Genomic DNA, 26,641 nt, shown 5'->3' on the forward strand with positions numbered 1-26,641 from the left:
GTTTAAAACGTTATTAGGAGGAAATTTTAAGGGAATTGATGAAGCATATATACGCATTACTATTATTTTTTATTTCAACTTTATCTATTGCTCAAGATAATTTTTATAATAAATTTTTACATCTTTTTACCTCAGATGGATTATCACAAAGTACAGTAATTGCTATTCATCAGGATCGATTAGGTCGAATGTGGATAGGAACCAGAGATGGATTAAATAAATATGATGGTGATAATTTTACGGTGTATAGAAATATACTTAATGACTCCACTTCAATTAGTAATAATGACATTTTATCTATACAAGAAGATCAAGAAGGTTTTATCTGGATCGGAACATACAATGGATTAAATAGATACGATCCAAAACTTAATATATTTAAATCATATTTCCATTCTAGTAAAAAAGGAAGTATCTCAGACAATACAATCTGGTCTATTCACATGTTGGATAATGGAGAACTTTGGTTTGGTTCTTCTAACGGTCTTATGGTATATAATAGGGAATCAGATTCATTTATTACAATCAAAAATAACCCAGTGAATGCTTCAAGTCTTTCGAATAATTATATTTTAAGTATATACGAAGACAATAAAAAAGATATCTGGATAGGGACAGCAAATGGTTTAAATAAGTTAAAAACAAGGAATGATAAAGATTTTGTTTTTAAGAGATTTTATAGTCATCAAAAATCAAATAGCTTAAGTGACTCTTATATTCAAGCTATTGTACAAGATGATAAAGATAGATTGTGGATTGGAACTAAATATGGAGGTCTTAACTACTACGATTTAACTTCTAGTTCCTTTGGTCGTGTAAGGAAGACTAATAAAAACCAAACAATTAATAAAGATGTTAGAAGTTTATCTATAGATAATCGGGGAGTACTTTGGATAGCAACTTATGATGGACTTTGTATTAAAAACAATGATGACTCTATTATTTCTATTAGGCATCAACAGAACAATTTAAAAAGTCTTAGCAGAAACTCGATTAAAACAATTTTTATAGATAGAAAAGGTTCTGCTTGGCTAGGAACTTATTATGGAGGAATTAACATATGGGATGAATCCAATTCTAATTTTATATCGCTTAGAAAAAACTCTACTGATGATATTGAATACGGCGTAGTAAGCAGTATTGTGCAAGATGATAAGTATAATTTATATTTCGGAACCGAAGGAAAAGGGATTAGTATATTAGATTTGAAGAAAAATCAATCTCTTGATATACAGAAGATTTCAGAAAATAAACTCCCTAGTCTTAGTATTAAATCATTATTTATTGATGACAAAAAACTTTGGATTGGAACTTATAATGCTGGTGTAGCTTTATATGATATAGAGGCTAAGAAATTTGTTTCTAATTTGTTGAGCAAGGATTTAAGACTGCTTCTTAAAGATGTCGGGGTATATACGATTAAAAAATCTGGAGATTTTATGTATTTAGGGACTTTTGGAAAAGGCCTTATTCAATATAGTTTAACAAACAAAGATTTTAGATTTATAGATCATAATGACATAAATAAAAAATCACTTTCTAATGATAGAATTAGAGTTTTACTTGTTGATAAAGATTCTAACTTATGGATTGGCACACAAAATGGCCTTAATTTTATAGAAAGAAGTAAGTTAAATAATAAAGAAATAATTACGGTTAAACGTTTCTTTTTTAATGAAGAACAATTATCCGGAGATGATATTTTAAGCATATACGAGGATAAAAGAGGAATTCTCTACGTTGGGACCAAAGCAAATGGTGTATATAAGTTTGATGATAATACATTTAATAAATTAGAACTTAATGTAGTAGGGACAAAGATTAGTACAGTTTTTAGTATTGTAGAGTATGATGATAACGTTATTTGGATGAGTTCCAATAAAGGTATTGTAGCATATAATCCTGATAAAAAAACTTCGATTCTTTATAACCAAACTGATGGTTTAATCAGTAACGAATTTAATAATAATGCATGTTTAAGAGCTAAAAATGGAGGTCTCTATTTTGGAGGACCATCTGGAGTCTCATTTTTAAATCCTAATCAGATAAAGAAAAATACTTTTGTACCCAAAGTGGTTTTGACAGATTTTAATATTCAAGGAAAAAAGATTGACACTTATGGAGATAAAAAAGTACTAAAAAAGAGTGTTTCCTATACGGATAAACTTACATTATTGCATGATCAAGCTTCTTTTGGGATTAGTTTTGCAATGCCTAATTTTATTAATTCTTCTAATAATCAATACGCGTATCGATTAGTTGGATTAGATAATCAATGGCAGTATACCAAAAATACCGAAGTAAATTACACAATACAAAAACCAGGTAATTACACTTTTGAGGTAAAAGGGGCGAATAATGATAATATTTGGAATGATGAGCCTACAAAACTAAAAATATCATTAAAACCAGCTCCTTGGAAGAGTCCCCTTGCTTTTGCAGGATATGTCATAGCAATAATTTTAGCATTGTTTGGATTAAACCAAATTAACAAAGCAAAAACAAAACTAAAACATGAATTAGACTTAGAACATCTAGAAAATATTAGAAAAGAAGAAATGAATCGTTCTAAGTTAGAGTTTTTTACAAATATTTCTCACGAATTCAGAACGCCATTAGCACTGATTATAGCACCCTTACAACAATTGATAGAGAATTATCAAGGTAGTAACAAGATGTATAAACGTTTATTAGTTATCGAACGTAATGCGGATCAATTATTGAAATTGATTAATCAATTATTAGATTTTAGAAAGTTTGAAAATAAGCATTCTAAATTACAGGTTGCAGAAGGGAATTTGGTAAAATACCTAAAGGAAATTTACTTGTCATTTAATGAATTTGCTAAAGCAGGTTCGTATACCTATACATTTGAAACTTCTTCGGATATGATAGAAGTATACTTTGATCGATATAAATTGGAGAGGGTATTTTATAACTTAATTTCTAATGCATTTAAGTATACTCCAGAAGGAGGAGAGATTCATGTAAGAATTTTCGAGAATAACAATAATGCGATTGTTGAAATAGAGGATACAGGTAAAGGAGTTGATAAAGAGTTTGTGGACAAAGTATTTGATCGTTTTTATGAAGTAGCTGCAGATAAAGATTATCAGAAACAATTTAATCAAGCCAGTGGGATTGGATTGTCGATAGCAAAAAAAGCTGTCGAATTACATCAAGGTATTATAGAAGTTATGGATACCAAATTAGAAAAAGGAACTGTTTTTAGAGTAAGTCTTAAAAAAGGGAAAGCTCATTTAAACGAAACAGATATTATAAAGGATTTTAAGATTAGTGATGATATTACTCAATATAAAAATCAAATTTCTACAGCTAAGAAAAATAAAGAACTAGATATGGAAATGGTTTTTAAAGAAGACCAAAAGCCATTGATTCTTATTGCAGAGGACAATGATGAATTGAGAGATTTCATAGGAGATATGCTTAAAGACTATTATCAGATAATCAAAGCTGAGAATGGGCAGGTAGCATTTAAAAAGGCAATACAAAAAGTTCCAGATTTAATAATTAGTGATGTGATTATGCCTAAAATGGAAGGGACTGAACTGTGCTCTAAAATAAAGAATGATATTAGAACGAGTCATATTCCTTTTATTTTATTGACTTCTAGAACCTCATTAATTTATAAGTTTGATGGTTTGGAGTCTGGAGCAGATGCTTATATAAATAAGCCTTTTAATGTAAAAGAATTTTTGTTAACCATACGAAACCTTCTGTCATCTTTAGAAAAACAAAAAGAGAAATTTTCATCTAATGAGTTTAGGTCATCGGACATTACGGTAACTTCTATAGATGAAGAGTTATTGAAAAAAGCGGTGAAAATTGTTGAAGAAAATATAAGCAATACTTCTTTTGATATTCCATACTTTAGCTCGGAGTTAGGTGTAAGTAGAACCATGTTATTTTCTAAAATTAAAGGCTGGACCAATTTAACACCGAATGAATTTATTCATTCTATCCGAATGAAAAGAGCTTCTCAATTATTAGAGTTAGGTCAAATAAATATCTCAGAAGTTTGCTATAAAGTAGGTTTTAGAAACCCTAAATATTTCACAAAATGTTTTAAAAAGCATTTTGATCAGACTCCCTCAGAATACGCATCAAAATTCTTTTCTTAAAAACAGATCGTTTTAACAATGATAGGGTCTGTTAAGTGCTTATTTCCAATGTTTAGTACAGAAATATACCCTTTTTAGGACTTTTAGATATATCGTTTTAAGTAGGTTTGAGTATGAATAGGAAACAAAGCAGATATATCTTTTTACAACTCTTCTTTTCGTTGTGTATCATATTTTTTTGTCTTCTAATTATATATCTGTATTAAACAGAAGCGTACACTAACATAAATCAATCACTCATGAATGAAAAATTTACATATTTAAAAGTATTGAAAAGATGTATTCAAGTTTTGTTATTAATGATGGGGTCTGCGTTATCCGCACAAATTGAGATTACAGGAACAGTTACATCAGAAGATGGAGTTCCTATTCTAGGTGCTAACGTTAGCGTAAAAAATAAACCTATTGGTACTACTACTGATTTTGATGGTTTATATACTATAAAGGTGCCAGATGAAAAAGCTGTTTTAGTATTTTCTTATATCGGATTTGCTGATCAAGAAATATTAGTTGGTAGTCAAAAAAGTATCAATGTTATTTTATCTGCATCAATAGAATCTTTGGAGCAAATCGTTGTTGTCGGTTATGGTTCTCAGCGTAAGAGTGACGTAACAGGTTCTGTATCTTCTGTAAAGACGGAGGAGTTAAATGCTTTTCCTGTATTGAATGCAGCACAGGCGCTTCAGGGTCGTGCAGCAGGTGTAGTAGTTCAATCTAACAATGGTGGAGAACCGGGTGCCCCTATCAATGTAAAGATTAGAGGAAATACTTCTATCAATGCTAGTAGTGCCCCACTTATAGTTGTAGATGGATTTGTAGGAGGTATCTTTCCACAGGCAAATGACATTCAATCTATTGAGATTTTAAAAGATGCATCTGCTACCGCTATTTATGGTTCTAGAGGTTCTAATGGGGTTGTTTTAGTAACCACAAAAAAAGGTAGAAAGGGTAAATTATCTGTAGAGGTAAATACTACATATTCTATTCAAAACACAGCCAATCGTCTAGATTTATTAAATGCGGATCAATTTGCAGCTTATCAGCAAACCATCAATCCTGGATATGTTCAAGGATCTGCCAATACAGATTGGCAAGATTTATTGTATCGTAGTGGTAGTACTGCCAATCATCAATTTTCTTTTTCTGGAGGAAGTGATAAGATAAATTTTTATGCCTCTGCTACTTATTTTAAGCAAGAAGGTGTGATTATAAATTCTGAATTCGAAAGAATTTCTTTTTTATCAAATATCGATGCACAGGTAACTGATAAGTTAAAGTTGGGAGCTAATATATTTGGTAGTCGAGGAAATAAAGATGGAGTTCCTACACAATCAACCGGTGCTACAGTAAATGGTGGTGGAGATGATGTGGTTTCATTATTATTTCGATTTGCACCAGATCTTGGGGTACAGGATGCCAATGGCCTTAATACAATTAACTCTGTTGGAGATAATGTAGATAATCCATTTGCCATTGCTACTGAGGGAATCGATGAGACAAAAACGGATAATTATAGAGCCAATTTATATGCGAATTACGATATTTTTGAAAACCTTACTTTCAAAACTACATTTGGTTTTAGTACCATTAATGGTACTCAAGGGACATTTAGTCCATCGACTTTAATTACTACAGCTGGAGCTGGTACAGGCGGAAGAGCAACCATCACAAATTCTAAGAGTACAAGTATCTTAAGTGAAAACTACTTAACCTATAATGCAGAAATAGGAAGAGGGAATCTTACTTTATTAGCGGGATATTCTTACCAAAAGAATTCTACAGATAGATTTTCTGCAGGAGCTGAAGGGTTTACCTCAGATTCTTTTTCTTACCACGCATTACAGACAGGATCTACTCAATTGATACCTACTTCTTCTTTTTCTGAAATAGAGATTCAATCTCAATTCGGTAGGCTAAACTTTGATTATGATGATAAGTACTTACTAACAGCTACAGTTAGAAGAGATGGATCATCGAATTTTGCTAAAAATGAAAAATATGCAATTTTCCCATCAGGAGCCATTGGTTGGAAAGTATCAAATGAAAACTTCTTAAAGGACAGTCAAACGGTTTCTAATCTAAAGTTAAGAGCCAGTTATGGGGTAACCGGTAATCAAGCAATTGCAGCATATGGATCACTTGCTAGTTTTGCATCTGTCTTTACTCCTATCAATGGACAGACTGTTATTAATGTAACACCAAACCAAGTAGCCAACCCAGATCTAAAATGGGAATCTTCCTATCAAACCAATCTTGGTCTAGATCTAGGATTATTTTCTAATAGAGTTTCACTGTCATTGGATTACTATAATATAGACACCAAGGATCTTATCATTGCAGATTCTAGTCAACCAGAATTTTTAGGTTTTCTAACTGCTGCAAGTTTAAGAAATGTAGGAGAGATTAATAACAAAGGATTTGAAATTACTTTAAATACCAGAAATGTTAGTACCGAAAACTTTAGTTGGACTACAGATCTTAATTGGTCTACAAACAAAAATGAGTTTGTTAGTTTATTAAATGGTGAAGATATATTCCAAGATGCTTCTCCTGGATATTTTAATATAGATCGTACGCATATCCTAAGAGAAGGAGAAGCTGTAGGTGTTTTTTGGGGATATGAATATAGAGGTGTTTACCAAGGTGGAGCTTTACCAGAAGGAACCGCTATTTTTGAAGGAGGCGAAGCAGGAGATCAATTATTTACAGATTTACCAGATGAAGATGGTAATTTAGATGGCGTAATTACCACCGATGATCAACAAATAATAGGAGATCCTAATCCAGATTTTACCATTGGTATCACAAACACATTTACTTACAAAAACATTGATCTAAGCATCTTTTTTCAAGGAGCTTATGGTGGCGATGTTATGAATCTTACCAATGTACAGTTATTTAACGGAGATTCTAATGCCACTACAGATATATTAAATGCTTGGACTCCAACAAACACAAATACAGATATACCCTCTGCTAAACTTAGAGGGAAACAAATTTCTTCTCGTTTTGTAGAAGATGGAAGCTATATAAGACTAAAGAATATTGCCCTAGGCTACAATTTACCATCAGAGATTACTGATAAGTTACGTATGGATAATGTGAGAGTATCTATAAGTGCTCAAAACCTATTAACCTTTACAGATTACTCTGGATTAGATCCTGAGGTGAACTTTTTAGGAAATGGTGGTTCAGGAAGCCAAAATACATTTAATGGATTTGATTTTGGAAATTATCCAACCGTTAGATCTGTGAACTTTAGTCTTGGTGTAAAATTTTAATCAATAATTTAAAGCATATATTATGAAACAATATAAATATTTATTCTTATTGATAGGATTATCAATAATAGGATGTTCTGATCTAGAAGAAGAACCTGTAGGGCTATTAGCACCAGATGGTTTTTTTAACAATGTAAATGATATACAGACAGCAGCAAATGGTGCTTATGGACATATGACTCACGAAGATTTTTGGGGCAGAAAAATGTCTTTAACATTAATGTTACGTGGAGATATGGTTGCTATTGGAGACCCTACTACAGCAACAAGAAGAATCGAACACGATGAATTCAATGTTCCTGCTGATAATGGAATGATTGATGGATATTGGCTTAGAGTATATCAAATGATCGCCGCTGCTAACCAAGCAATAGCTGGTGCAGAACAAGTAAATGTAGCCGATGAAATAAAAAATCCAGTTACCGCCCTAGCCTATTTTGCAAGAGGGTTTGCGTATTTTCATTTAGTAAGACAATTTGGAGATATCCCTTATTTAGATACTCCAGTAACGAATCTAGAAGAAGCAAGTTCTATTAGCAAGACTCCAGCTGCGGATGTGTATGCAAATATCATTGCTGATTTTGAGTTTGCTAAAACCTGGTTACCAGATAATCAAGCTGCACGATCCATACCTGCTAAATCTGCAGCACACTCCTATTTAGCATTAGTATATTTAACGATGGGTGAATACCAACAAGCCTATGACCAAGCAAAAGGAGTGATTGATAATGAAGGAACCTATAACCTAGGATTAGAACCAGATTTTCAGGATCTATTTGACTCTTCACTAATAGATACTTCCTTAGAACCAATTTTTACATTGGATTTTATTGGGGCAAGCAATGGAGATGATGGAAGAGATTATCAAGCAGCATTAACAGGACTTAGAGATGATCAACAATATGGTCTTGGAGGTGGTTGGTCTGTAGGAGTCCCTTCCTTAGAAGTATACAATACTTGGGATGGTAGAGATTACAGAAAACAAGTGAGTTTAGATACCATAGGAGTTTTTAATATCACAGATCCTGTTACAGGAGTTCAGTCGTTAGAAGAGCGACCATTTACTGTTTTTAAAGAAAGTGGTGCTGGTAGAGGTGTGAATCGTCCACATATTGCAAAGTATACTCGTTCTATCGGAACAACTGCTACCGGAAATGGTAGAGGATCAGAAGCAAATTATATGATGATACGCTATGCAGAGGTGCTATTAATTGCAGCCGAAGCATTAAATGAAGTAAATCCTGGATCAAGCGAAGCTCACGAGTATGTAAATAGAGTAAGAGCTAGAGCAAGAAGTGGAAATGGTGCTACTTTCCCTGAGGATGTTTCTGGATTATCACAAGATGATTTTAGAACCATCGTATTAGAAGAACGTAAATGGGAACTAGCATTTGAGTTTAAAAGATGGTATGATATCGCTAGAAGAAGAATTGGTAGTGAAGTGTTTAGTGCTTCAGGGTTAGAAGGAGAAAAAGCAAACTTTGACCCTAATCAAGATTACTTATTCCCATTACCAGCAGAAGAATTAGCTAGAAATCCAAACTTAGAACCGCAAAACCCAGGGTATTAATTGATGATATCTATGATAAAAGAAAAAAGAAAAATACTTTTCGGATTAATTATCACTTTACTAATATGTTTTACCGAGTGTAAGGATATTTCTTCGGATAATAAACAAGAAGATACAATAGCTGAAGAGGATAAGATTATTCAATATTCAGATAGGCTTTCATATTTATTAGAGTATCCAGTAGATTCTTTAGCTTTTCCAAGAAGTGCTGATGATAATGGGATTATTAAAAAAGTCCCTTCAAAGGATTGGACCAGTGGTTTTTTTCCAGGTACTCTTTGGAAAATTTATCAATTAACTGGTGATGCTAGATATAAAGCAAAGGCTAAAGAATGGACAATTTTTATTGAAAAAGAAAAGTATAATGATAGAACCCATGATATGGGATTTAAAGTGTTCTGTAGTTTTGGAAATGGATACAGAATGACGAATGATGAATCTTATAGAGTCATTATTTTAGAAAGCGCAGAAACTTTATCGACTAGATATAACAGTATTGTCGGATCGATTCGTTCTTGGGATTTTAATAAGGAAGAATGGCAGTTTCCTGTGATTATTGATAATATGATGAATTTAGAATTGCTTTTTGAAGCATCTAATTACTCAGAAGACCCTAAATATTATAATATAGCCCAACAACACGCTAACACGACTTTAAAAAACCATTTTAGGGAGAATAATAGTAGTTATCACGTAATAGATTATGATACCATAACCGGTAATATTAGAACAAAGGTAACTCATCAAGGTTTTAGAAATGAATCGTCTTGGGCAAGAGGCCAAGCTTGGGGACTTTATGGTTATACGATGGCATATAGGTATACTGAAGATGTAGAGTTTTTAGAACAATCTAAAAAGATTGCTTCTTTTTTTATGGAACATAAAAACCTCCCAGAAGATGCTGTACCATATTGGGATTTTGATGCTCCTAATATTCCTAGTGAACCAAGAGATGCTTCGGCTGCGGCAGTTATTGCTTCAGGAATGATAGAATTATATGAATACACCAAAGACAAAAAATATCTGGAATTTGCAGATGAAATTATAACAAGTTTATCATCAAAAAAATATGTAATCCAAAAAGAAACTAATGTACCCTTTATTCTAAATCATAGCACGGGAAATTGGCCTAAAAATGATGAAATTAATGGGCCAATTAATTACGCCGATTACTATTTTTTAGAAGCAATTTTAAGGAGAAAGAATCTTAAGTAAAGCCTATAAGTCCTATGAATAATACTATTTTTTCTTTTTTAAAATTGGCACAGTTTATAGTGTTACTTTTTTTATCCTCTTATTGCTTAGCGCAAATAAGTAGATTAAAAGAAAATATAAATGATAATTGGGAATATTTAGAGTTGAGTATCGAGAATATTGATCAAGTTTATAAATATACAGATTGGGTCTCTATTAACTTGCCGCACACTTGGAATAATTATGATACTATGGATCTTGATCCAGGTTATCGAAGAAGTGCAAGTTGGTATAGAAAAAAACTTAAGTTCGAAACAATAAATCAGGATGTTGCTTATGTCTTGTATTTTGAAGGTGCAAATATTACTACCCACGTATATGTAAATGGTAAACTAGTTGGAGACCATAAAGGAGGCTATATAGGGTTTTCTTTTGATATTTCTAAAGAGCTAAAAACAGGAAATAATGAGATACTTGTTAGGGTTGATAATAGTTATGATCCCGAAATAATACCTTCACAAAAAAGTGACTTTTTTATATATGGGGGAATAACCAGAGACGTATGGTTACTTCAAAAACATAAAACTAATATTTCGAATCTAAAAGTAAATACTCCATTCGTTTCTCCTGAGAAAGCTTCGCTAAAACTGGATGTAAACATTGCAGATCTTAAAGAAAATGAAAAATACGAAGTAGAGGCTAGGCTTTTTGATCCAAATGGAAATGAAATACAAGTGGTTAGGGAAAAGGTATCAACGAATCAATTGATACTAGATTTTAAGGATACTATTAAACCATTGCTTTGGGGTATCGACACTCCCTACTTATATAGCGTTGATATTGCATTATTAAAATCTGGGAAACACATCGATAAATTGTCAGAAAAAGTAGGCTTCCGCTGGTTCGAGTTTAAAAAAAATGGACCATTTTATCTTAATGGGAAAAGAGTATTGTTACGAGGAACACATCGTCACGAAGAACATGCAGGATATGGAGCAGCAATGCCTAATGAATTGCATCGCAATGATATTAAAGCTATAAAAGAGATGGGTGCTAATTTTATTAGGTTAGCACATTATCCTCAGGACCCAGAAGTTTATAAAATGTGCGATGAGTTAGGAATTTTAGTTTGGGATGAATTACCTTGGTGTAGAGGAGGAATTGGAAATGAAAATTGGAAGACCAATACCAAAAACATGTTATCCGAAATTATCAATCAAAACTATAATCATCCAAGTGTTATCATATGGTCTTTAGGAAATGAAATTTATTGGTTGCCAGATTTTAAGGATGGGGATAATGAGAAGAAATTAAATGATTTTTTAGAAGAATTAAATACACTATCACATACATTAGATCCAACAAGAAAAACTGCTATCCGTAAATATTATTCAGGATCAGATATTGTAGATGTATTTTCACCATCTATCTGGTCTGGTTGGTATTCTGGTAGTTATACTACCTACGAAAAAGCTTTAAAAAAATATATAAAAGAATATGATCATTTTCTCCACGCTGAGTATGGAGGGTCTAGTCATTATGGGAGACATACAGAAAATCCAATAGACGGTAGTGGAGCTATGGATCCGGATGGATGGACAGAAGCTATTACACAAACTTCTGTTACTAATATTGCCAAAATAGGTGATTGGAGCGAGAATTATATTGTAGATCTTTTTGATTGGCATTTAAAGATAGCAGAAACTAATCCATCTTTTGTAGGGAATGTACAATGGGCGTTTAAAGATTTTGGAACACCGTTAAGACCAGAAAATGATATTCCATATGTTAATCAAAAAGGGATTATGGATCGAGAAGGGAACCCTAAAGATGCATACTACGTTTTTAAAAGTTATTGGGCAAAGGATCCATTTGTATATATAGAATCTCATACCTGGACAGAAAGACAAGGACCTAAAGATACCTCACGAACCATTAATGTATTTAGTAACTGTGATACAGTAGAACTATTTTTTGAAGGAAAATCTCTAGGGCGAAAGAAAAAAGATATTAATAAATTTCCAGCTTCTGGATTAACCTGGGACCTACTTTTTAAAGAAGGTACTAACCAGCTAAAAGCAATTGGATATAGAGATGGTGAAAAAGTCACAGATAGTCTTAAAGTAGACTATAGGTATAAGAAAAATGATGTGGCTAAGTCTTTATCACTTTCCTATAAAGAATTAAAAAATGGTAATTATTTAATTACTGCTGTTGCAAAAGATAAAGAAGGATTGATATGTTTAGACTATGAAGAGCGAGTTTATTTTCAATGCTTATCTGGAGGAGTTAATAAGAAATACCTAGGCACACCAATGGGCAGTGAATCCATTAAAATGTCTAATGGGAAGGCACAAATTGAAGTTGTGCCAAATAAAGAAAACTCTACTGTCGAAATGATGGTGTTAAATCAAAGTTTTAAAGGAACTTATTTAACCATATCAAAATAATAGTTTAATAGTTAGAGTTTACATTTTGTTAGTTTTTGAATTGTTTTTAGGGGAGGTGTTTTGTGATGCCTCCTCTATTGTTTTTTAAAAAGGAAAAAAGGCTTTAGCATTATGGTAACAAATGTCAGAAACAATTTTACCTAACCATTTTTCATCCTTAGGTAATATTCCATTTTTTACATCACCTCCAATCAAATTACAGAGGATACGACGAAAATAATCGTGTCGCGGAAAAGATAAAAAACTTCTTGAATCAGTTAACATCCCAACAAAACAACTAAGCATACCTAGACTAGACAATGTATTTAAATGTTTTTCCATACCATCTTTTTGATCTAGGAACCACCATGCTGCACCATATTGAACTTTTCCTTTAATAGTACCATCATTAAAATTACCAACCATAGAAGCAAAAACCTCATTGTTTGATGGATTCAAGTTATATAGAATAGTTTTTGCAAGTTGATCTGTTGTATCTAAAGAATTTAAAAATCCACTTAAATTTTTGGCTTGGGAATAATCACCAATAGAATCAAATCCCGTATCAGGACCAAGTTTTTTTAGAAGCCTCCTATTATTATTTCTAATTGCACCTAGATGATATTGTTGAACCCATCCTCGTTTATGATAACAGGTGCTTAAAAAATATAGAACTTCAAACTTAAAATAATTAATTTCCGAAGTGCTTATGGATTTTTGATTTTTAATTTTTTTGAAAATCTGTTCGATATTATAGGTTCCTTTTTTAAAGTGATATAGGTTCTCTAAACCATGATCTGATAATCTACAACCTGTTTTATGGAAGTAATCAATTCTATTTTCGAGTGCAGCTAAGAGATCTTCAAAGTTTTTAATTTGGATATTGGATTTGATCTCTAACTTATTTAGATACTTTAAATAACTTTCGATATTTTCTACCGCATAGGACTTATCCGGTCTAAAAGTTGGTAGTAACTTCATTATTTTTTCCTTACCTGCATACGTAGTATGATGTATTAACGTATCTATAGGGTCATCTGTGGTACAAACTACCTCCACATTATTCATCTTTAATAATCCTTGTACGGAGTGGCTGGAACGTTGTAATTGTTCATTGGCTGATGAGTAAATTTTCTCAGCTGTTTCTGGAGATAATAATTCAGAGATAGAAAAATGCTTCTTAAGCTCCATGTGTGTCCAGTGAAACAATGGGTTTCTAATGCTGTAAGGAACTGTCTCTGACCACTTCAGAAATTTGTCTTTATCATTAGCTCTACCCGTAATATACATTTCTTCAATGCCTAATGTTCGCATAGCACGCCACTTATAATGATCACCTTCTAACCAAACTTCACCAATAGTCTTGAATTTTTTGTTTTCACAAATGTCTTTTGGAGATAGATGATTATGATAGTCTATAATGGGTAGATCTTTGGCATAAGAATGATAAAGAATTCTTGAAAATTCATTCTGTAATAAAAAGTCATTATGAATAAAGGTAGAAGTTGCTTTCATATTCCCTAGATAGTTTGAATTAAAACATAATTGCAATATAGCTACCATATGGTATTCAAAGATTTTTTTTTGGGTAATGAATTGTTCAATCTCTGTTATATTTTTTGTCTCGACAAAAAAGTAAAGCTTATAAAATGTTAGGTTGGATTTCTTTTTTTTTATTTAATAAAAAAAAGGCCTCAAATTATGAGACCTTGTTATGTTATTTATATAAATATTATTTTACATTATGAATATGTACATCTCTTTGAGGGTATGGAATTGATATCCCTGCTGCATCTAATGCATTTTTAGAATCCTCTAACGCACTGAAGTAAACATCCCAATAATCTGCAACATTAGCATTTGGTCTTACTACAAGATTAATAGCATTATCTCCAAGTTCGCTAACGGCAACAGTAGGAGCTGGATCTTTCAAAACTTTTGGATTATCAATAAGAACTTTCATAATAACATCTTTGGCTTTTTTGATATCATCTCCATATCCAATACCAATGTTAAGATCTACTCTAAGTGTTCCTTGAGAAGTGTAATTAATAATATTTCCATTTGATAAAGTTCCGTTAGGAACGATTGCTTCTTTATTATCTGGGGTTGATAATTTTGTTGTAAAAATTTCTATTTCTTTTACTACACCTATTACACCTTGGGCTTCTATTAAATCTCCAATTTTAAATGGTTTAAAGATCATAATAAGTACACCACCAGCAAAATTAGCTAAAGACCCTTGTAAAGCTAAACCGACTGCCAAACCAGCTGCGGCCAATATTGCAGCAAAAGAAGTAGTTTCTACTCCAACCGTACCAAGCACAGCAAGTATTAAAATAATTTTTAGAATCCAACCTAAAAGATTACTCAGGAATTTTTGAAGGCTTTCATCATATTGTCTAACCTCCATAACTTTAGAAATACCTTTCATTAGTTTTTTTATAACCCAAGAACCAATGATCCAGATTAGAATAGCGCCTATTACCTTTGGTCCAAAATCAACGATAAATTCAATACCTTTATCTAACCATTTTTGAATATCCATATACAAGTTTTTTTAAATTAGTGATTTGTAAATCTTAAAATTAATGATTTATGCTTTTGATAGCTTAATACAATATGTAAGAATGCTAAAAATTCGACAAAGGGTGATTCAATCCCTTTAAAAGGTTGATAATCCTAAAATTTTTATAAGAGTTCCTACAAAACTTCTACATTCTTCATTTTAATTGTACATTACGCAACCTCAAAACACAAATTTATGTCAGAGTTTTTATACTTTTTTAAAGAAGGTTTCTTTCACGTTTTAGATTGGCAAGCATATGACCACGTTCTATTTTTTATAGTTCTTATTATTGCTTATACTTTTGACGATTGGAAAAGAATATTAACCTTAGTTACTTTATTTACTTTAGGTCATACCGTTTCTTTATTTTTAGCTGTTTATGATATAGTTTCTGTAAATTCAAAATTGGTCGAATTTTTAATCCCGATTACCATATTAATAACCGCTTTATTTAATGTGTTTACAGCAAAGAATACAACTAAGCAAGATAAAATTGGTGTGTTATATACAACCACTGCGTTTTTTGGGCTTATTCATGGACTAGGTTTTTCAAGTTATTTTGATATGATTAGCAGTGCTAGTGATTATAAAGCTCTGTCAATATTAGAATTCGCTCTTGGTATTGAAGTTTCTCAAATTATTGTAGTACTAATAGTTCTGATTATTAGTTTCCTTGTTCAAACAATTTTTAGATTTTCTAAACGTGATTGGATATTAGTAGTCTCTTCTATAGTAATTGGGATGGTAATCCCTATGATAATTTCAAGCAAAATATGGTAATTAATTATCAATTAGGGTTGTATTTGACACATAGTCATAATATATTCGTACTTTATTAATAATAAGTACTATCCAATTTATATATATGCCCCAAAATAAGCAATTAAAATATGATAAGGCCTATCTAAGAATAGCGAGAGAATGGGGGAAGTTATCTCATTGTGAGAGAAAAAAAGTTGGTGCGGTTATTGTAAAGGATAGAATGATTATTTCTGATGGATTTAATGGAACTCCAACTGGTTTCGAAAATCCTTGTGAGGATGAAGAGGGATATACGAAATGGTATGTGTTACATGCAGAAGCAAATGCAATTTTAAAAGTTGCTTCTTCAACACAATCTTGTAAAGGAGCTACGTTATATATTACACTTTCTCCTTGCAAAGAATGTAGCAAGTTAATTCATCAAGCAGGAATAAAAAGAATTGTTTATCAAAATGCCTATAAAGATAATTCTGGGCTTTTGTTTTTAGAAAAGGCTGGTGTAGAAATAGAAAAGATTACTGATTTAGACGATTAATGGGTTATTCAAAAAAATACTTGCCATTATTTATTGGTTTGGCGATGGGAGCGGGAGTTTTTTTAGGAAGTAAACTCAATTTTAGCAATCCATCAGCTAAGCTATTTTCCTATAATGCTAAAAAGGAAAAACTAAATAGGCTTATCGATTATATAGATTATGAATATGTTGATGAAATCAACACAGATAGTATTGTTGATGTGACAGTAAATAGAATTCTCGAAAACCTTGACCCTCATTCGGTTTATATTCCTCCAGAAGAGTTAGAAGGTATTACAGAAAGTATGCAGGGAGATTTCATTGGAATAGGTGTAAGTTATTACCCTTATAGAGATACTATTTCTGTTATTAATACAATTAAAGGCGGTCCTAGTGAGCGATCAGGAATTTTAGCTGGAGATAGAATCCTCATGGCGGATCAGGATACGTTGTATGGAGAGCGCTTAAGAAGAGATGGATTAGCAGATAAATTAAAAGGAGAGCTAAATAGTCAAGTACAGTTAAAAGTATATAGAAAAGGTACGGGGATATTTGATGTAGTGGTAAAACGTGGTCGAGTACCATTGAGAAGTGTGGATGCTAGTTATATGCTAAAAGATAAGTTAGGGTATATAAAGGTGAATCGTTTTGCAGAGACTACCTATAAAGAGTTTAAAAAAGCATTAGATTCTTTACAAGATCTTGGTGCAGAGAATTTAGTTGTGGACCTTAGAGACAATGGAGGAGGTTTTATTGCCCCTGCGTTAAAAATGGCTGATGAGTTTTTGAAAAATGATGAATTGATCATGTTTACTAAGAATAAAAAAGGAGCCATAGAAAATAATTATGCCACACGTAATGGAAGTTTTGAGAAAGGAAACGTCTATGTGTTGATTAATGAAAATTCTGCTTCTGCTAGTGAGATTTTTGCTGGTGCAATACAAGACAATGATAGGGGAACTATTGTAGGACGGCGTTCTTATGGAAAAGGTTTGGTGCAGAGAGAAATGGCGTTAGGAGACGGTAGCGCGATTCGATTGACAATTTCTAGATATTACACACCAACTGGGCGATCAATTCAGAAGCCTTATGAGAATGGTAATAAAGAGTATTTTAATGAATATTTAGAAAGATATAAAAACGGAGAATTACAGAATGCAGATAGTATACAGGTTGCAGATTCTTTGAAATTTAAAACTCCAGGTGGTAAAACGGTATATGGGGGTGGAGGAATTATACCTGATATTTTTGTTAGTAAGGATACGACAAGAGTAGGAGAAACCCTAGATTATATGCTTAGATCTGGAAGAATGGGAGGGTATATTTTCGAGGAATTGGATAAAAAGAGACCATTTTATAATGAATTGACAGAAGAGCAATTCAAAGAAGAAATAAGAATAGACGATGATTTTGCAGATGGATTTCTTGTGTATACAAGAAAAAATGGAATAGATATTAATTTAAAAAATTATCGAGAACAATTAAAGAAATATTTAAAAGCTATTATGGCCCAACAACTATTTGGGACTAGTGAATTTGAAAAAATTATTAATGAAGATGATAAAATGATTCAAAAAGTTTTATCTATTTCTGATTAAAAACTTAAATCCAATATAGAAATGGAATCATTACCTGGTTTTTTAGCGATTTCTTGTTTCTGTTTTTTCTTAGTAGCAGCTGTAATTACATTGATCAATAACAGTGCAGCTATTTTATTAAGTCATGGGATTTTTGTACAATCATCTTATCCAGCCACTTCATTGCTAAAAAGACATATAAAAAGTACATCAGATATTAGGTTTAAGAAATCACTGAAGAAAGCTTTAGTGTTAAGAAAATTACACCAACTATTTATAATGTTTTCATTAATATCTGGAGTTTTTCTGGTAATATTAACATTTAAATGATATTTTTAAAAACAGAAAAAGACCTAAGAATCTTATCTCGACCCCAAATATGCCTGAATTAAAAGAATATTTATTAGCAATTGCGCTTTGCTCTCCACTTTTTTTCTTTATCGTGGCAGTAGGGTTTCGGTTGTTAGATAATAGTGCATCATTATTTTTAGATAATGAGATTTTGGTAGATTCTTCTTACGTATCAGGTGATTTAATTAGAGAACATATCGAGAGTACAGAAGATATGAAATTAAAAAAATCACTAAAGAAAGCATTGATATTTAGAAAACTGCACAATCTTTTTATGATTCTGGCGGTAATTTCATTACCACCAGTAATCATTGGTTGTTTTCTTGTAACCTTTATAGCCTAAAATTTATCCGTTTTTGTGTTTTTGTTGTATAGCTCTGGAGACCAAAAGTATCGTAAGCAATACAACCACACATGCCGAACCAAGAATACTGATTAATGCTGTTTTGCTATCTCCTTTCAGAATATTGCTAAAGTCTAAAACTGTAGCATTATAAATAATCAAAGAAATGGCTATCACGATTAAAGCGTAAATAAAGTACTTCATTTAAAATAGTCCTTTTATATTAGTTGCAAATAACTTTACTGCAATTGCAAGCAAAATTACACCAAATATTTTTCTAATAACATTAATTCCTTGTTTACCTAGTACTTTTTCTATTCTTCCAGAAGCCTTTAATACAATATAAACAAAAATAATGTTGACAACAATAGCGATTACTATGTTTATAGGTTGATACTCTGCTCTAAGGGATAATATAGATGTCATCGTTCCAGCTCCAGCAATAAGTGGAAATGCTAAAGGAACTACTGCCGCAGTTTCAGGTTCATCATCTTTGTATAACTGAATTCCTAAAATCATTTCTAATGCTAAAAAGAATATGATAAAAGCACCCGCCACAGCAAAAGAATTAACATCAATCCCAATAAGATTTAGAATCTCTTTACCAACAAATAAAAATAATATCATCAAAATTGCTGCTACTAGAGACGCTTTTTCACTTTGTATGTGACCTACTTTTTTACGAAGGTCAATAATAATAGGAATGCTACCTACGATATCGATTACCGCAAAAAGTATCATACTAGCAGTCAATATTTCCTTTAAGTCAAAGTTCATTTTAGTTGATTTTTTATGGTTAGTGCCAAAGTGCATGGACTTAGCAGTATAAAAGTAGCATAAAAAGATAAATAATCAGTAAAATTTATCTTTCATAAAAACTATCTTCGCAATATGTTTCAGTTAGGCAAAACCATCGTTTCAGAAGAAATCATCGAAAAAGATTTTGTGTGCAATCTTTCTGCTTGCAAAGGTGCTTGTTGTATTGATGGCGAAGCAGGCGCTCCATTAGAAGAATGGGAAACCCAAAAATTAGAAGAAATTTATCCTATTGTTAAGCCTTATTTAAGAAAAGAAGGTATTGAAGCAGTTGAAAACCAAGGAGCTTTTATAAAGACTGAACAAGGTGATTTAGAAACTCCGTTAATAGAGGGAGCAGATTGTGCGTATGTTATTTTTGATAAAAAAGGCACAGCTTTATGCGCAATAGAAGAAGCTTATAATCAAGGAGAAGTAGATTGGAAAAAACCAATATCGTGTCATTTATATCCAGTGAGAGTGCAAGATTACACAGAGTTTTCTGCTGTTAATTATCACAAATGGGAAATATGTGATGATGCATGTACACTAGGAAAAGAACTTCAGGTACCTGTGTACAAATTTGTAAAACAAGCATTGATACGTAAGTTTGGAGAGGACTGGTATATGGAGCTAGAAAAAGTAGCAGAGGATCTTAGAAAATAAATTTTCTTATTTTTATTGTTATTAATGTTTACCTATTAGGGAAAAGGAATACTAACATTAAAACCAAAACAATAATTTTATGAAAACAATTCAAGTATGTATCGGACTATTTATGCTCGCTGTTGTTCCTTTTGGATGCAGTGATGATGATATAGTAGATGACATCGTTGTTCCGGATGCAGAAGAAACGGGAACATTCTTAGAGCAAGATCTTCATCTATTGCATTTAAGTAGGCAAGATGATTTGATTGCAGAAGAAATTGCATCAGTTGAAGAAGAGCTAGCTAACGATCCTAATAATCTGGATTTACAAGGGCAGTTAGAAGAATTAGAAGGAAGAAGAGAGGCTAATACAGAGCAGATCGATTTTCTGAATGAACAAATAGAAGAGGTTGTAGGTGATCTTGCGGTACGACCAAGAGTACCTAGACTTCCGCCAGTTCCGCCACCACCGCTTCCTTGTACGTGTTTTACGGATGTAGAATTTAGTAGGTTAGAACAAATTTTATTGGCAGGAAATGCAGAAGGGTTTGCAGTAACAGTTTTTACAGAAAATCAAGAAGTAATAGCAGAATTTGGTAATCTTACAGATTTTGAAGATACAGGATTGCAGGTAATTTCTTTGAATGAAGCCATAGATTTTCAAGGAAATGTGACAGTTCAAATTTCTAAGTTCTTTGAACCAATTGGTGATATAACTACCTATTCTATAGAAGGGAGTATTAACCTTTAGTTACCTTCATAAATAATAATTAAATTAGCTCTCAATCACTTGAGAGCTTTTTTTATGAAATATATTCTTGTTTTAGTAGCCATTTTTACTGGATTATCATGTTATTCTCAAACAGAAGAACAATTAGCAGATTATGAGTATTTCTTAAATAAAGGAGGTACTTTTTTGTACGCAAATAAAGATAGTGCTTATGTATATTTATCAGAAAGTTATAAAGTTGCTGATGAAAGTAATTATCTAGATGGTAAGTTAAATACGTTAACTTACTTAGTCCAAGCAAATGGATACCATTTTGATTTAAAAAAATTAAATCAGAATTTAAAAACTTTTGAAGAGGTGTTAAAAGATGAAGAGTCGGTTGATACCCTAGAGTATGGAGCAATTTATCAAAGAAGATTTTTATTAGAAAAGGGACAATACTTTTATAAAATTAATAATTACCAGACAGCTTTAAGATATTTTAATAAACTAGTTAATGATTTAACTGATTCAAAGTCTAACGGAGATGATTTAATGAATGAATTAAATGAACTCTATTCCGCATATTCTTTTATAGCAGCTGTGTATGAAAAAACCGGAAAATATAGTTTATCAAAGGAATATCATAATAAAACCTTATCCATTACCGAAGGATATCCTGAAATAAATTGGAGCAGACATATTCTTAATACTAGAATGAGATTGGCTAGAGTTTATGAAAATGAAAGTGATTATTTAAGTGCAAATGGGCTATTAAATGAAGTACTACCGGTTTACATTTCACAAAAGGAAAACCCAAGATTTAAGAATAACATTCTTTCTACGTATCAGCGCTTATCAAGGAATTATTTATTGCAGGATAGTATAACAAAAGCAATAGATGTGCTTAAAGAAAGCGAAGTGTACTATTCTGAAAATGATCCTTTTAAAAGATCTGCTGATATGCTGTATGGTGATGTTTATTTAGAAAATAAGCAATTTGATGAGGCCGAAGCTTTTTACCAATCATATCTAATAAAAACAAAATCTTATAGACAGAATGAAAAACATCAAGATATAGCAGAGGCTTTTTCTAAATTAGGGCAACTATATGTAGCTAAAGATAATCCGAATAGGGCATTAGCATTTTATCAAGAATCTTTGATGCAGATAGCACCAAACTTTAACGATAAGGATATCAAAAATAATCCTGATCCTAAAAAAGTACTGTCTAAACTAGAGCTGGTAAAAGTGTTGAAAGAAAAGTTAGAAGCACTACGATTATTGTATCAAAAAAGTAATAAAATTGAAGATCTTAAGATAGCCTTTTCCACTTCTCAGGAAATTATCAAAACACTAGATTTATTAAAACCTGAGTTTGAAAGTAAAGTGGATAAGCAGTTTCTGATATCGGAGATGTATCCAGCTTTTCATAGTATGGTGGCCGTTGCATATGATCTTTATGAGGTAACTAAAGAGACTACATATATTGATGATGCTTTTTATTTCTTTGAAAAAAGTAAAAGTGTATTACTGTTAGAAGCAGCAAGAAGTACACAAGCTAGTTCTTATGGTGGAGTTCCAGAAGATATTGTGGATAAAGAGCAGCAGTTCAGAGCAAATATCATTCATTTAGAGAAAAAGTTCTTTAATCAAAAATCTAATATGGTGGTTTTTGATTCCTTGTTTCAGCTTAAGAATAAATATTATAATTTCATTTCTGATATAGAACAAAAATACCCTAAATATTATGATTTAAAGTATAATGCGGATGTAGTGAGTTTAGAAGAAACAGCCAACCAGTTAATAAAAAACAAAGCACTATTAAGTTATTTTTCTACAAACACAGATTTGTATTTGATTACAGTAGAAAAGAATAAGAAAAACATCTATAAAATACCTTTAGGCTCTGAAGATCAAGATAGAATTACGCGTTTTTATTCTCTATTGTCAAAGGTTAATATTAAAGATGTATCCGAGATTTATAAAACAGGAAATTTAATTTATAATCAGATTTTAAGAAGGTCTTTAGAAGAGATAGAGGCTAAGGAGCTTGTAATTATTCCTGATGGAGTTCTGAATTATTTGCCATTTGAAGCTTTATCCGCATCAAAGGATGTAGCAAATTACTTAATCCAAGAGTACCAAATCTCTTATACTAATTCTTCAACATTACTTAGAGAGCAACAAAATAAATTAAAGAGTGATAAAAATAAGTTGTTAGCATATGCTCCAAGTTTTGAAATAGTGGATAAAAATATTTCACAAAACAGATCTGATTTTGGACCGTTGCTATATAATAAAGATGAAGTGGATCAAATAACAAAATTCTTTGAAGGAAAAGCTATTACAGGTGATGATGCATCGCTAGTATCATTTTCGGAAGATTCTAAGGCATATAATATGCTTCATTTTGCTACACACGCGGCCACCAATGATGAATATCCAGACTACTCTTATTTAGCGTTTGCTCCAGATGATAAAGGAGAGACTAGTTTGTTGTTTGTTAAAGATTTATATGGTTATAGTATTAATGCTGATTTAGTGGCATTAAGCGCTTGTCAAACAGGTTTAGGGAAACTTCAAAAAGGAGAGGGTATGCTTAGTTTGGCGAGGGGTTTTAGTTATGCAGGTGCTAAATCTTTGGTTACTACATTATGGAAGATCAATGACCAAACCACATCAGAGTTGATGCAGGAGTTTTATAAAAACTTGAATAAATCGTTATCGAAGGATCAAGCACTAAGAGAAGCTAAGTTAACCTATCTTAATAATGCTGATGATGAATTATTAAAACACCCGTATTATTGGTCTGGATTTATGATTTCTGGTGATACAACTCCGCTCCAAAAAAAGACCTCATACCTTTGGTGGCTGTTATTGCTTGGTATTCCAATTTTAATCGTAGTAATAAGAAAAATAAAAAAATAGATCGTGTAGACTTATTTTAATTGACTTAAAAGTTTGTCGACATCACTTTTCTTAAAACTTCCAGTTTTAGACATTTCTTCTAATAAATTAATAGCTTCTTTTTTTCTATTCTCTTTTAGATAGGCTAGTGATAAATACCACTTTCCTCTTTCAGATAATTGATCTCCTAAAGAAATGTGTTGCTCTAATAATGGAATTGCCTCTTGGGTTTTATTAGACGCCAATAATGAATTTGCTTGGTATAATAAGAAGTAAGCACTTTTTGTTGTTTTAAATAGATTTCCAAATTGCTCTGCAGCTAATTCATAATTTTTACTTTCATATGAGGTAAATGCAATAGTCTCTTCATTGGTAGCTTCATCTCCACGAACAATAGGAGTAACTACATTTTTATAGGGTTCAAAATTTTCCGCATACAATTGATTGGTATCCACACCAAAAGGTTTTAGAAATGTAATGCCGCCAATAGCAACTACCAATAATATAGATGCAGCTACTAATAATTTTTTATAATTAAATAGCGGTATTACTTTGGTTTCCTTAGCTTCAATTTTAGCTTCAAAACCTGCTAGGCTATTTCTTAATCCATCTCTGTCTTCAACTCCAGCAACTAGATTAAGATCTTTAAGAAACTCAACATCTTTTCTAAAAGTAGTGTCGTTTTCTAAAAGATTGTCGAACTGATCTTTTTCCACAGGAGTCAGTTCTGATTGTAAATACTTGTCTATTAACTCTTCTCGTTCCATTTATGCGGGGGTTTTAATTGATTCTTTTAGGGATTTTAAACAACGGGATTTTTGGCTTTTTACTACGTTTTTGTTCTCATAGCCTAAGCTTTCAGTAATCTCGTCAATGGTTAGTCCCCGATAATAGAATAAGGTTAACATTTCTTGACAACGTTTTCCTAAATTTTTGAAATGTTGTCGTAATAATTCTTGTTGTGGAGTTAATTGAGGCTCCTCAAAAACCTCTTGAACATCAGATGTTTCTTTATAATCTACACTATTTTCATAAGAAACTGTTTTTTTCTGTTTTTTGAGTTGATCATAGATCATATATTTTCCAATGCTAAACAAATAGGTCTTAATAGAACTTTTGATAGTGTCTAGTTTACCATTAATAGCATGTTCGCGTAAGGCTATAAAAGCTTCTTGATATATATCTACAAGAGAATCATGATCTAGATCATATTTTTTTGCAAACTGCAAAAAAGCGTTGCGATACTCTGTGTATATTTTTTCTAAGGCTTGATTATGTCCTTTTTTTAACGTTAAGAGTTCTTCCTTCATACTTTGTGACCTGACAATAGGGTAATAGGTTCATCTTATTTTCCGAAGATAAAGTTAACCTTTTTTCTAAAACGTACACAAAGAGACAAAACCAAACAATTAGTATTATGAAAACTACAAAACAAATAATAGGAATAGCAGTGTTGTTTTTTATGATGTGTATACCTCAGAATATAGAAGCACAGTTTTGGAAAAAAGTAGCAAAAACTGCAGAAAGGGCGGCAGAAAAAACTGTTTTAAAGAAGACAGAAGAAAAAGTATCCAAAAAAACAAGTAAAACGATAGATGATACTGTTGATGGAAAACCTAAAAAGAAGAAAAAGAAGAACAAGAGCAAGAAAACTAAAAAGAAAAAGGGTGCTGTTATTTCTTCTGATAATGAAGTAGAACATGAAATAGGCGAAACAGATACCAAACCTTCTTTTGCAGCATATTCCAAGTTTGATTTTGTAGCTGGCGAAAATGTAATAGCATTCGAAGATTTTAGCCAAGACGAAATAGGAGATTTGCCTGCACGTTGGAATTCTTCGAACTCAGCAGAGGTTGTAACTTTAAATAATACAGAAGGACGTTTTATACAAATAGGTGCCGGAAAGGGGTCTTATGTTCCTGAATTTATAGAAGAGTTTCCTGAGAATTTTACTTTAGAATATGATGTAGTGTTTGATTATGATGTGTCTGAGTATGCGTATCAACGTGATTTAATGGTGGTGTTTTCTGATGTAGAAAATCCAGGGTATGAATTACAAGACCATACTCCAGGTAAAAATGGATTTGCTTTTGCTATTCGTGGAGGAAACAGCTATGGCGGAAAAGTAGATGTGCACAAATATTGTTCTGATAGTAAACTAAACTTAAGTTCAGATAAACAGATAGCTCAGTTGGATAAAAAGAATAATAGTAGAGGAGAAAAAATGCACATCTCTATTTGGAAACAAAAGCAACGAATGAGAATATATATTGATGAGAAAAAAGTATTTGATATTCCAAGAGCATTTGAGAAAACTACTGTGCTTAAAAATGTAAAATTCTTTTCTCAAACAAAACCAGAAAACACATTCTATTATGTTGGTAATATAAGATATGCAGTGGGAAAACCTGATATGCGTAATAAATTAATTACAGAAGGGAAATTAGTCACTTACGGAATTACATTCGATACAGGAAAAGCATCTGTGAAATCTGCATCATATGGTACAATTAAAAAAATTGCAAAGATTCTTTCAGATAATCCTACTATCAAAGTGTCAATAACTGGTCATACAGATAAAGATGGAGATGAAGTTTTTAATCAAAAACTATCTAAAAAAAGAGCTGTTTCTGTAAAAAATGTTCTTGTGGATGAATTTGGGATTGATGGATCTAGGTTAGAAACCAATGGTAAAGGAGAAAGTGATCCTATTTCTAAAGAGAATACACTCGAAGCTAAAGCTAAAAATAGAAGGGTGGAGTTTAAAAAACTTTAATTTTTTTTGAAAAAAAGTATTCGAAATGTTTACCTAAGTGGTTCGATGAATACTAAGAAGTAAATTATCTA

The 26,641-nt window shown here is 31.8% G+C and carries 20 protein-coding genes; 14 read left to right on the forward strand and 6 right to left on the reverse strand.

Annotation, left to right across the window (positions count from 1 at the left end; genetic code table 11):
- Positions 1 to 38 precede the first annotated feature (38 nt).
- The 5 genes from D1815_RS18620 (at position 39) to D1815_RS18640 (ending at position 12,637) form a co-directional block, all read left to right on the forward strand.
- Positions 39 to 4,142, forward strand: a complete 4,104-nt coding sequence (locus tag D1815_RS18620) for a two-component regulator propeller domain-containing protein (protein WP_118388860.1) — start codon at positions 39 to 41, stop codon at positions 4,140 to 4,142.
- Positions 4,143 to 4,381: 239 nt separating this feature from the next.
- A complete protein-coding gene (locus D1815_RS18625; protein WP_240337531.1) occupies positions 4,382 to 7,423 on the forward strand; it encodes a TonB-dependent receptor in 3,042 nt (1,013 codons plus the stop codon).
- 22 nt (positions 7,424 to 7,445) lie between these two features.
- The gene (locus D1815_RS18630; protein ID WP_118388862.1) at positions 7,446 to 8,993 is read left to right on the forward strand and encodes a RagB/SusD family nutrient uptake outer membrane protein; all 1,548 of its coding nucleotides are present in this window, start codon (positions 7,446 to 7,448) and stop codon (positions 8,991 to 8,993) included.
- Between the two features lie 12 nt (positions 8,994 to 9,005).
- Complete coding sequence (locus D1815_RS18635; RefSeq protein WP_118390073.1) at positions 9,006 to 10,208, forward strand: glycoside hydrolase family 88 protein; 1,203 nt, start codon at positions 9,006 to 9,008, stop codon at positions 10,206 to 10,208.
- A 14-nt stretch (positions 10,209 to 10,222) separates the two neighbouring features.
- Complete coding sequence (locus tag D1815_RS18640; protein WP_118388864.1) at positions 10,223 to 12,637, forward strand: glycoside hydrolase family 2 TIM barrel-domain containing protein; 2,415 nt, start codon at positions 10,223 to 10,225, stop codon at positions 12,635 to 12,637.
- Positions 12,638 to 12,721: 84 nt separating this feature from the next.
- Here the strand turns inward: D1815_RS18640 and uxaC are convergent, their stop codons facing one another.
- Together uxaC and D1815_RS18650 are read right to left on the reverse strand one after the other, a co-directional pair.
- Positions 12,722 to 14,131, reverse strand: a complete 1,410-nt coding sequence (gene uxaC / locus D1815_RS18645; RefSeq protein ID WP_118388866.1) for a glucuronate isomerase — start codon at positions 14,129 to 14,131, stop codon at positions 12,722 to 12,724.
- A 217-nt stretch (positions 14,132 to 14,348) separates the two neighbouring features.
- Positions 14,349 to 15,164 (reverse strand): mechanosensitive ion channel family protein, encoded by an 816-nt coding sequence (locus D1815_RS18650; protein WP_118388868.1) that lies wholly within the window; start codon positions 15,162 to 15,164, stop codon positions 14,349 to 14,351.
- A 216-nt stretch (positions 15,165 to 15,380) separates the two neighbouring features.
- Between D1815_RS18650 and D1815_RS18655 the strand changes: the two genes are divergently transcribed.
- The 5 genes from D1815_RS18655 to D1815_RS18675 all read left to right on the forward strand — a co-directional run bounded on the left by D1815_RS18655 (position 15,381) and on the right by D1815_RS18675 (position 18,732).
- The gene (locus D1815_RS18655; RefSeq protein ID WP_118388870.1) at positions 15,381 to 15,965 is read left to right on the forward strand and encodes a HupE/UreJ family protein; all 585 of its coding nucleotides are present in this window, start codon (positions 15,381 to 15,383) and stop codon (positions 15,963 to 15,965) included.
- 85 nt (positions 15,966 to 16,050) lie between these two features.
- Entirely contained in the window at positions 16,051 to 16,482 is a 432-nt protein-coding gene (locus D1815_RS18660; protein WP_027393961.1) for a dCMP deaminase family protein, read from the forward strand.
- Between the two features lie 20 nt (positions 16,483 to 16,502).
- Positions 16,503 to 18,059 carry a S41 family peptidase gene (locus tag D1815_RS18665; RefSeq protein ID WP_369899334.1) on the forward strand — a complete coding sequence of 519 codons (1,557 nt, stop codon included), beginning with the start codon at positions 16,503 to 16,505 and terminating at the stop codon, positions 18,057 to 18,059.
- A 21-nt stretch (positions 18,060 to 18,080) separates the two neighbouring features.
- A complete protein-coding gene (locus D1815_RS18670) occupies positions 18,081 to 18,368 on the forward strand; it encodes a hypothetical protein (protein ID WP_027393959.1) in 288 nt (95 codons plus the stop codon).
- Positions 18,369 to 18,417: 49 nt separating this feature from the next.
- Complete coding sequence (locus D1815_RS18675) at positions 18,418 to 18,732, forward strand: hypothetical protein (RefSeq protein ID WP_118388872.1); 315 nt, start codon at positions 18,418 to 18,420, stop codon at positions 18,730 to 18,732.
- 3 nt (positions 18,733 to 18,735) lie between these two features.
- On the opposite strand, the gene D1815_RS18680 is transcribed toward D1815_RS18675, so the two are convergent.
- Entirely contained in the window at positions 18,736 to 18,936 is a 201-nt protein-coding gene (locus D1815_RS18680; RefSeq protein ID WP_118388874.1) for a hypothetical protein, read from the reverse strand.
- Positions 18,937 to 19,509 carry a MarC family protein gene (locus D1815_RS18685; RefSeq protein WP_027393956.1) on the reverse strand — a complete coding sequence of 191 codons (573 nt, stop codon included), beginning with the start codon at positions 19,507 to 19,509 and terminating at the stop codon, positions 18,937 to 18,939.
- A 114-nt stretch (positions 19,510 to 19,623) separates the two neighbouring features.
- Here D1815_RS18685 and D1815_RS18690 point away from each other — a divergent pair, with 114 nt between their 5' ends.
- The 3 genes from D1815_RS18690 to D1815_RS18700 all read left to right on the forward strand — a co-directional run bounded on the left by D1815_RS18690 (position 19,624) and on the right by D1815_RS18700 (position 23,815).
- Positions 19,624 to 20,193 carry a DUF3109 family protein gene (locus tag D1815_RS18690; RefSeq protein WP_027393955.1) on the forward strand — a complete coding sequence of 190 codons (570 nt, stop codon included), beginning with the start codon at positions 19,624 to 19,626 and terminating at the stop codon, positions 20,191 to 20,193.
- A 79-nt stretch (positions 20,194 to 20,272) separates the two neighbouring features.
- Positions 20,273 to 20,926 carry a hypothetical protein gene (locus D1815_RS18695; protein WP_035085791.1) on the forward strand — a complete coding sequence of 218 codons (654 nt, stop codon included), beginning with the start codon at positions 20,273 to 20,275 and terminating at the stop codon, positions 20,924 to 20,926.
- Positions 20,927 to 20,980: 54 nt separating this feature from the next.
- The gene (locus D1815_RS18700) at positions 20,981 to 23,815 is read left to right on the forward strand and encodes a CHAT domain-containing tetratricopeptide repeat protein (protein ID WP_118388876.1); all 2,835 of its coding nucleotides are present in this window, start codon (positions 20,981 to 20,983) and stop codon (positions 23,813 to 23,815) included.
- A gap of 11 nt (positions 23,816 to 23,826) precedes the next feature.
- Here the strand turns inward: D1815_RS18700 and D1815_RS18705 are convergent, their stop codons facing one another.
- Positions 23,827 to 24,561, reverse strand: a complete 735-nt coding sequence (locus tag D1815_RS18705) for a hypothetical protein (RefSeq protein WP_027393952.1) — start codon at positions 24,559 to 24,561, stop codon at positions 23,827 to 23,829.
- Positions 24,562 to 25,104, reverse strand: coding sequence for an RNA polymerase sigma factor (locus D1815_RS18710; RefSeq protein ID WP_035085789.1), 543 nt, complete (start codon positions 25,102 to 25,104; stop codon positions 24,562 to 24,564).
- A gap of 107 nt (positions 25,105 to 25,211) precedes the next feature.
- On the opposite strand from D1815_RS18710, the gene D1815_RS18715 reads away from it, so the two are divergent.
- Positions 25,212 to 26,570: an OmpA family protein gene (locus D1815_RS18715; protein ID WP_118388878.1), complete on the forward strand. Its 1,359-nt coding sequence runs from the start codon at positions 25,212 to 25,214 to the stop codon at positions 26,568 to 26,570.
- Positions 26,571 to 26,641 lie beyond the last annotated feature (71 nt).

The sequence above is a fragment of the Aquimarina sp. AD1 genome, from assembly GCF_003443695.1.
GTDB classification, from domain to species: domain Bacteria; phylum Bacteroidota; class Bacteroidia; order Flavobacteriales; family Flavobacteriaceae; genus Aquimarina; species Aquimarina latercula.

Excerpts from the sequence above, each read along its gene's own strand:
- D1815_RS18620 (WP_118388860.1), top strand. The coding sequence starts at position 39 with ATGAAGCATATATACGCATTACTATTATTTTTTATTTCAACTTTATCT.
- D1815_RS18625 (WP_240337531.1), top strand. The coding sequence starts at position 4,382 with ATGAATGAAAAATTTACATATTTAAAAGTATTGAAAAGATGTATTCAA.
- D1815_RS18630 (WP_118388862.1), top strand. The coding sequence starts at position 7,446 with ATGAAACAATATAAATATTTATTCTTATTGATAGGATTATCAATAATA.
- D1815_RS18635 (WP_118390073.1), top strand. The coding sequence starts at position 9,006 with ATGATAAAAGAAAAAAGAAAAATACTTTTCGGATTAATTATCACTTTA.
- D1815_RS18640 (WP_118388864.1), top strand. The coding sequence starts at position 10,223 with ATGAATAATACTATTTTTTCTTTTTTAAAATTGGCACAGTTTATAGTG.
- uxaC (WP_118388866.1), bottom strand. The coding sequence starts at position 14,131 with ATGAAAGCAACTTCTACCTTTATTCATAATGACTTTTTATTACAGAAT.
- D1815_RS18650 (WP_118388868.1), bottom strand. The coding sequence starts at position 15,164 with ATGGATATTCAAAAATGGTTAGATAAAGGTATTGAATTTATCGTTGAT.
- D1815_RS18655 (WP_118388870.1), top strand. The coding sequence starts at position 15,381 with ATGTCAGAGTTTTTATACTTTTTTAAAGAAGGTTTCTTTCACGTTTTA.
- D1815_RS18660 (WP_027393961.1), top strand. The coding sequence starts at position 16,051 with ATGCCCCAAAATAAGCAATTAAAATATGATAAGGCCTATCTAAGAATA.
- D1815_RS18670 (WP_027393959.1), top strand. The coding sequence starts at position 18,081 with ATGGAATCATTACCTGGTTTTTTAGCGATTTCTTGTTTCTGTTTTTTC.
- D1815_RS18675 (WP_118388872.1), top strand. The coding sequence starts at position 18,418 with ATGCCTGAATTAAAAGAATATTTATTAGCAATTGCGCTTTGCTCTCCA.
- D1815_RS18680 (WP_118388874.1), bottom strand. The coding sequence starts at position 18,936 with ATGAAGTACTTTATTTACGCTTTAATCGTGATAGCCATTTCTTTGATT.
- D1815_RS18685 (WP_027393956.1), bottom strand. The coding sequence starts at position 19,509 with ATGAACTTTGACTTAAAGGAAATATTGACTGCTAGTATGATACTTTTT.
- D1815_RS18690 (WP_027393955.1), top strand. The coding sequence starts at position 19,624 with ATGTTTCAGTTAGGCAAAACCATCGTTTCAGAAGAAATCATCGAAAAA.
- D1815_RS18695 (WP_035085791.1), top strand. The coding sequence starts at position 20,273 with ATGAAAACAATTCAAGTATGTATCGGACTATTTATGCTCGCTGTTGTT.
- D1815_RS18700 (WP_118388876.1), top strand. The coding sequence starts at position 20,981 with ATGAAATATATTCTTGTTTTAGTAGCCATTTTTACTGGATTATCATGT.
- D1815_RS18705 (WP_027393952.1), bottom strand. The coding sequence starts at position 24,561 with ATGGAACGAGAAGAGTTAATAGACAAGTATTTACAATCAGAACTGACT.
- D1815_RS18710 (WP_035085789.1), bottom strand. The coding sequence starts at position 25,104 with ATGAAGGAAGAACTCTTAACGTTAAAAAAAGGACATAATCAAGCCTTA.
- D1815_RS18715 (WP_118388878.1), top strand. The coding sequence starts at position 25,212 with ATGAAAACTACAAAACAAATAATAGGAATAGCAGTGTTGTTTTTTATG.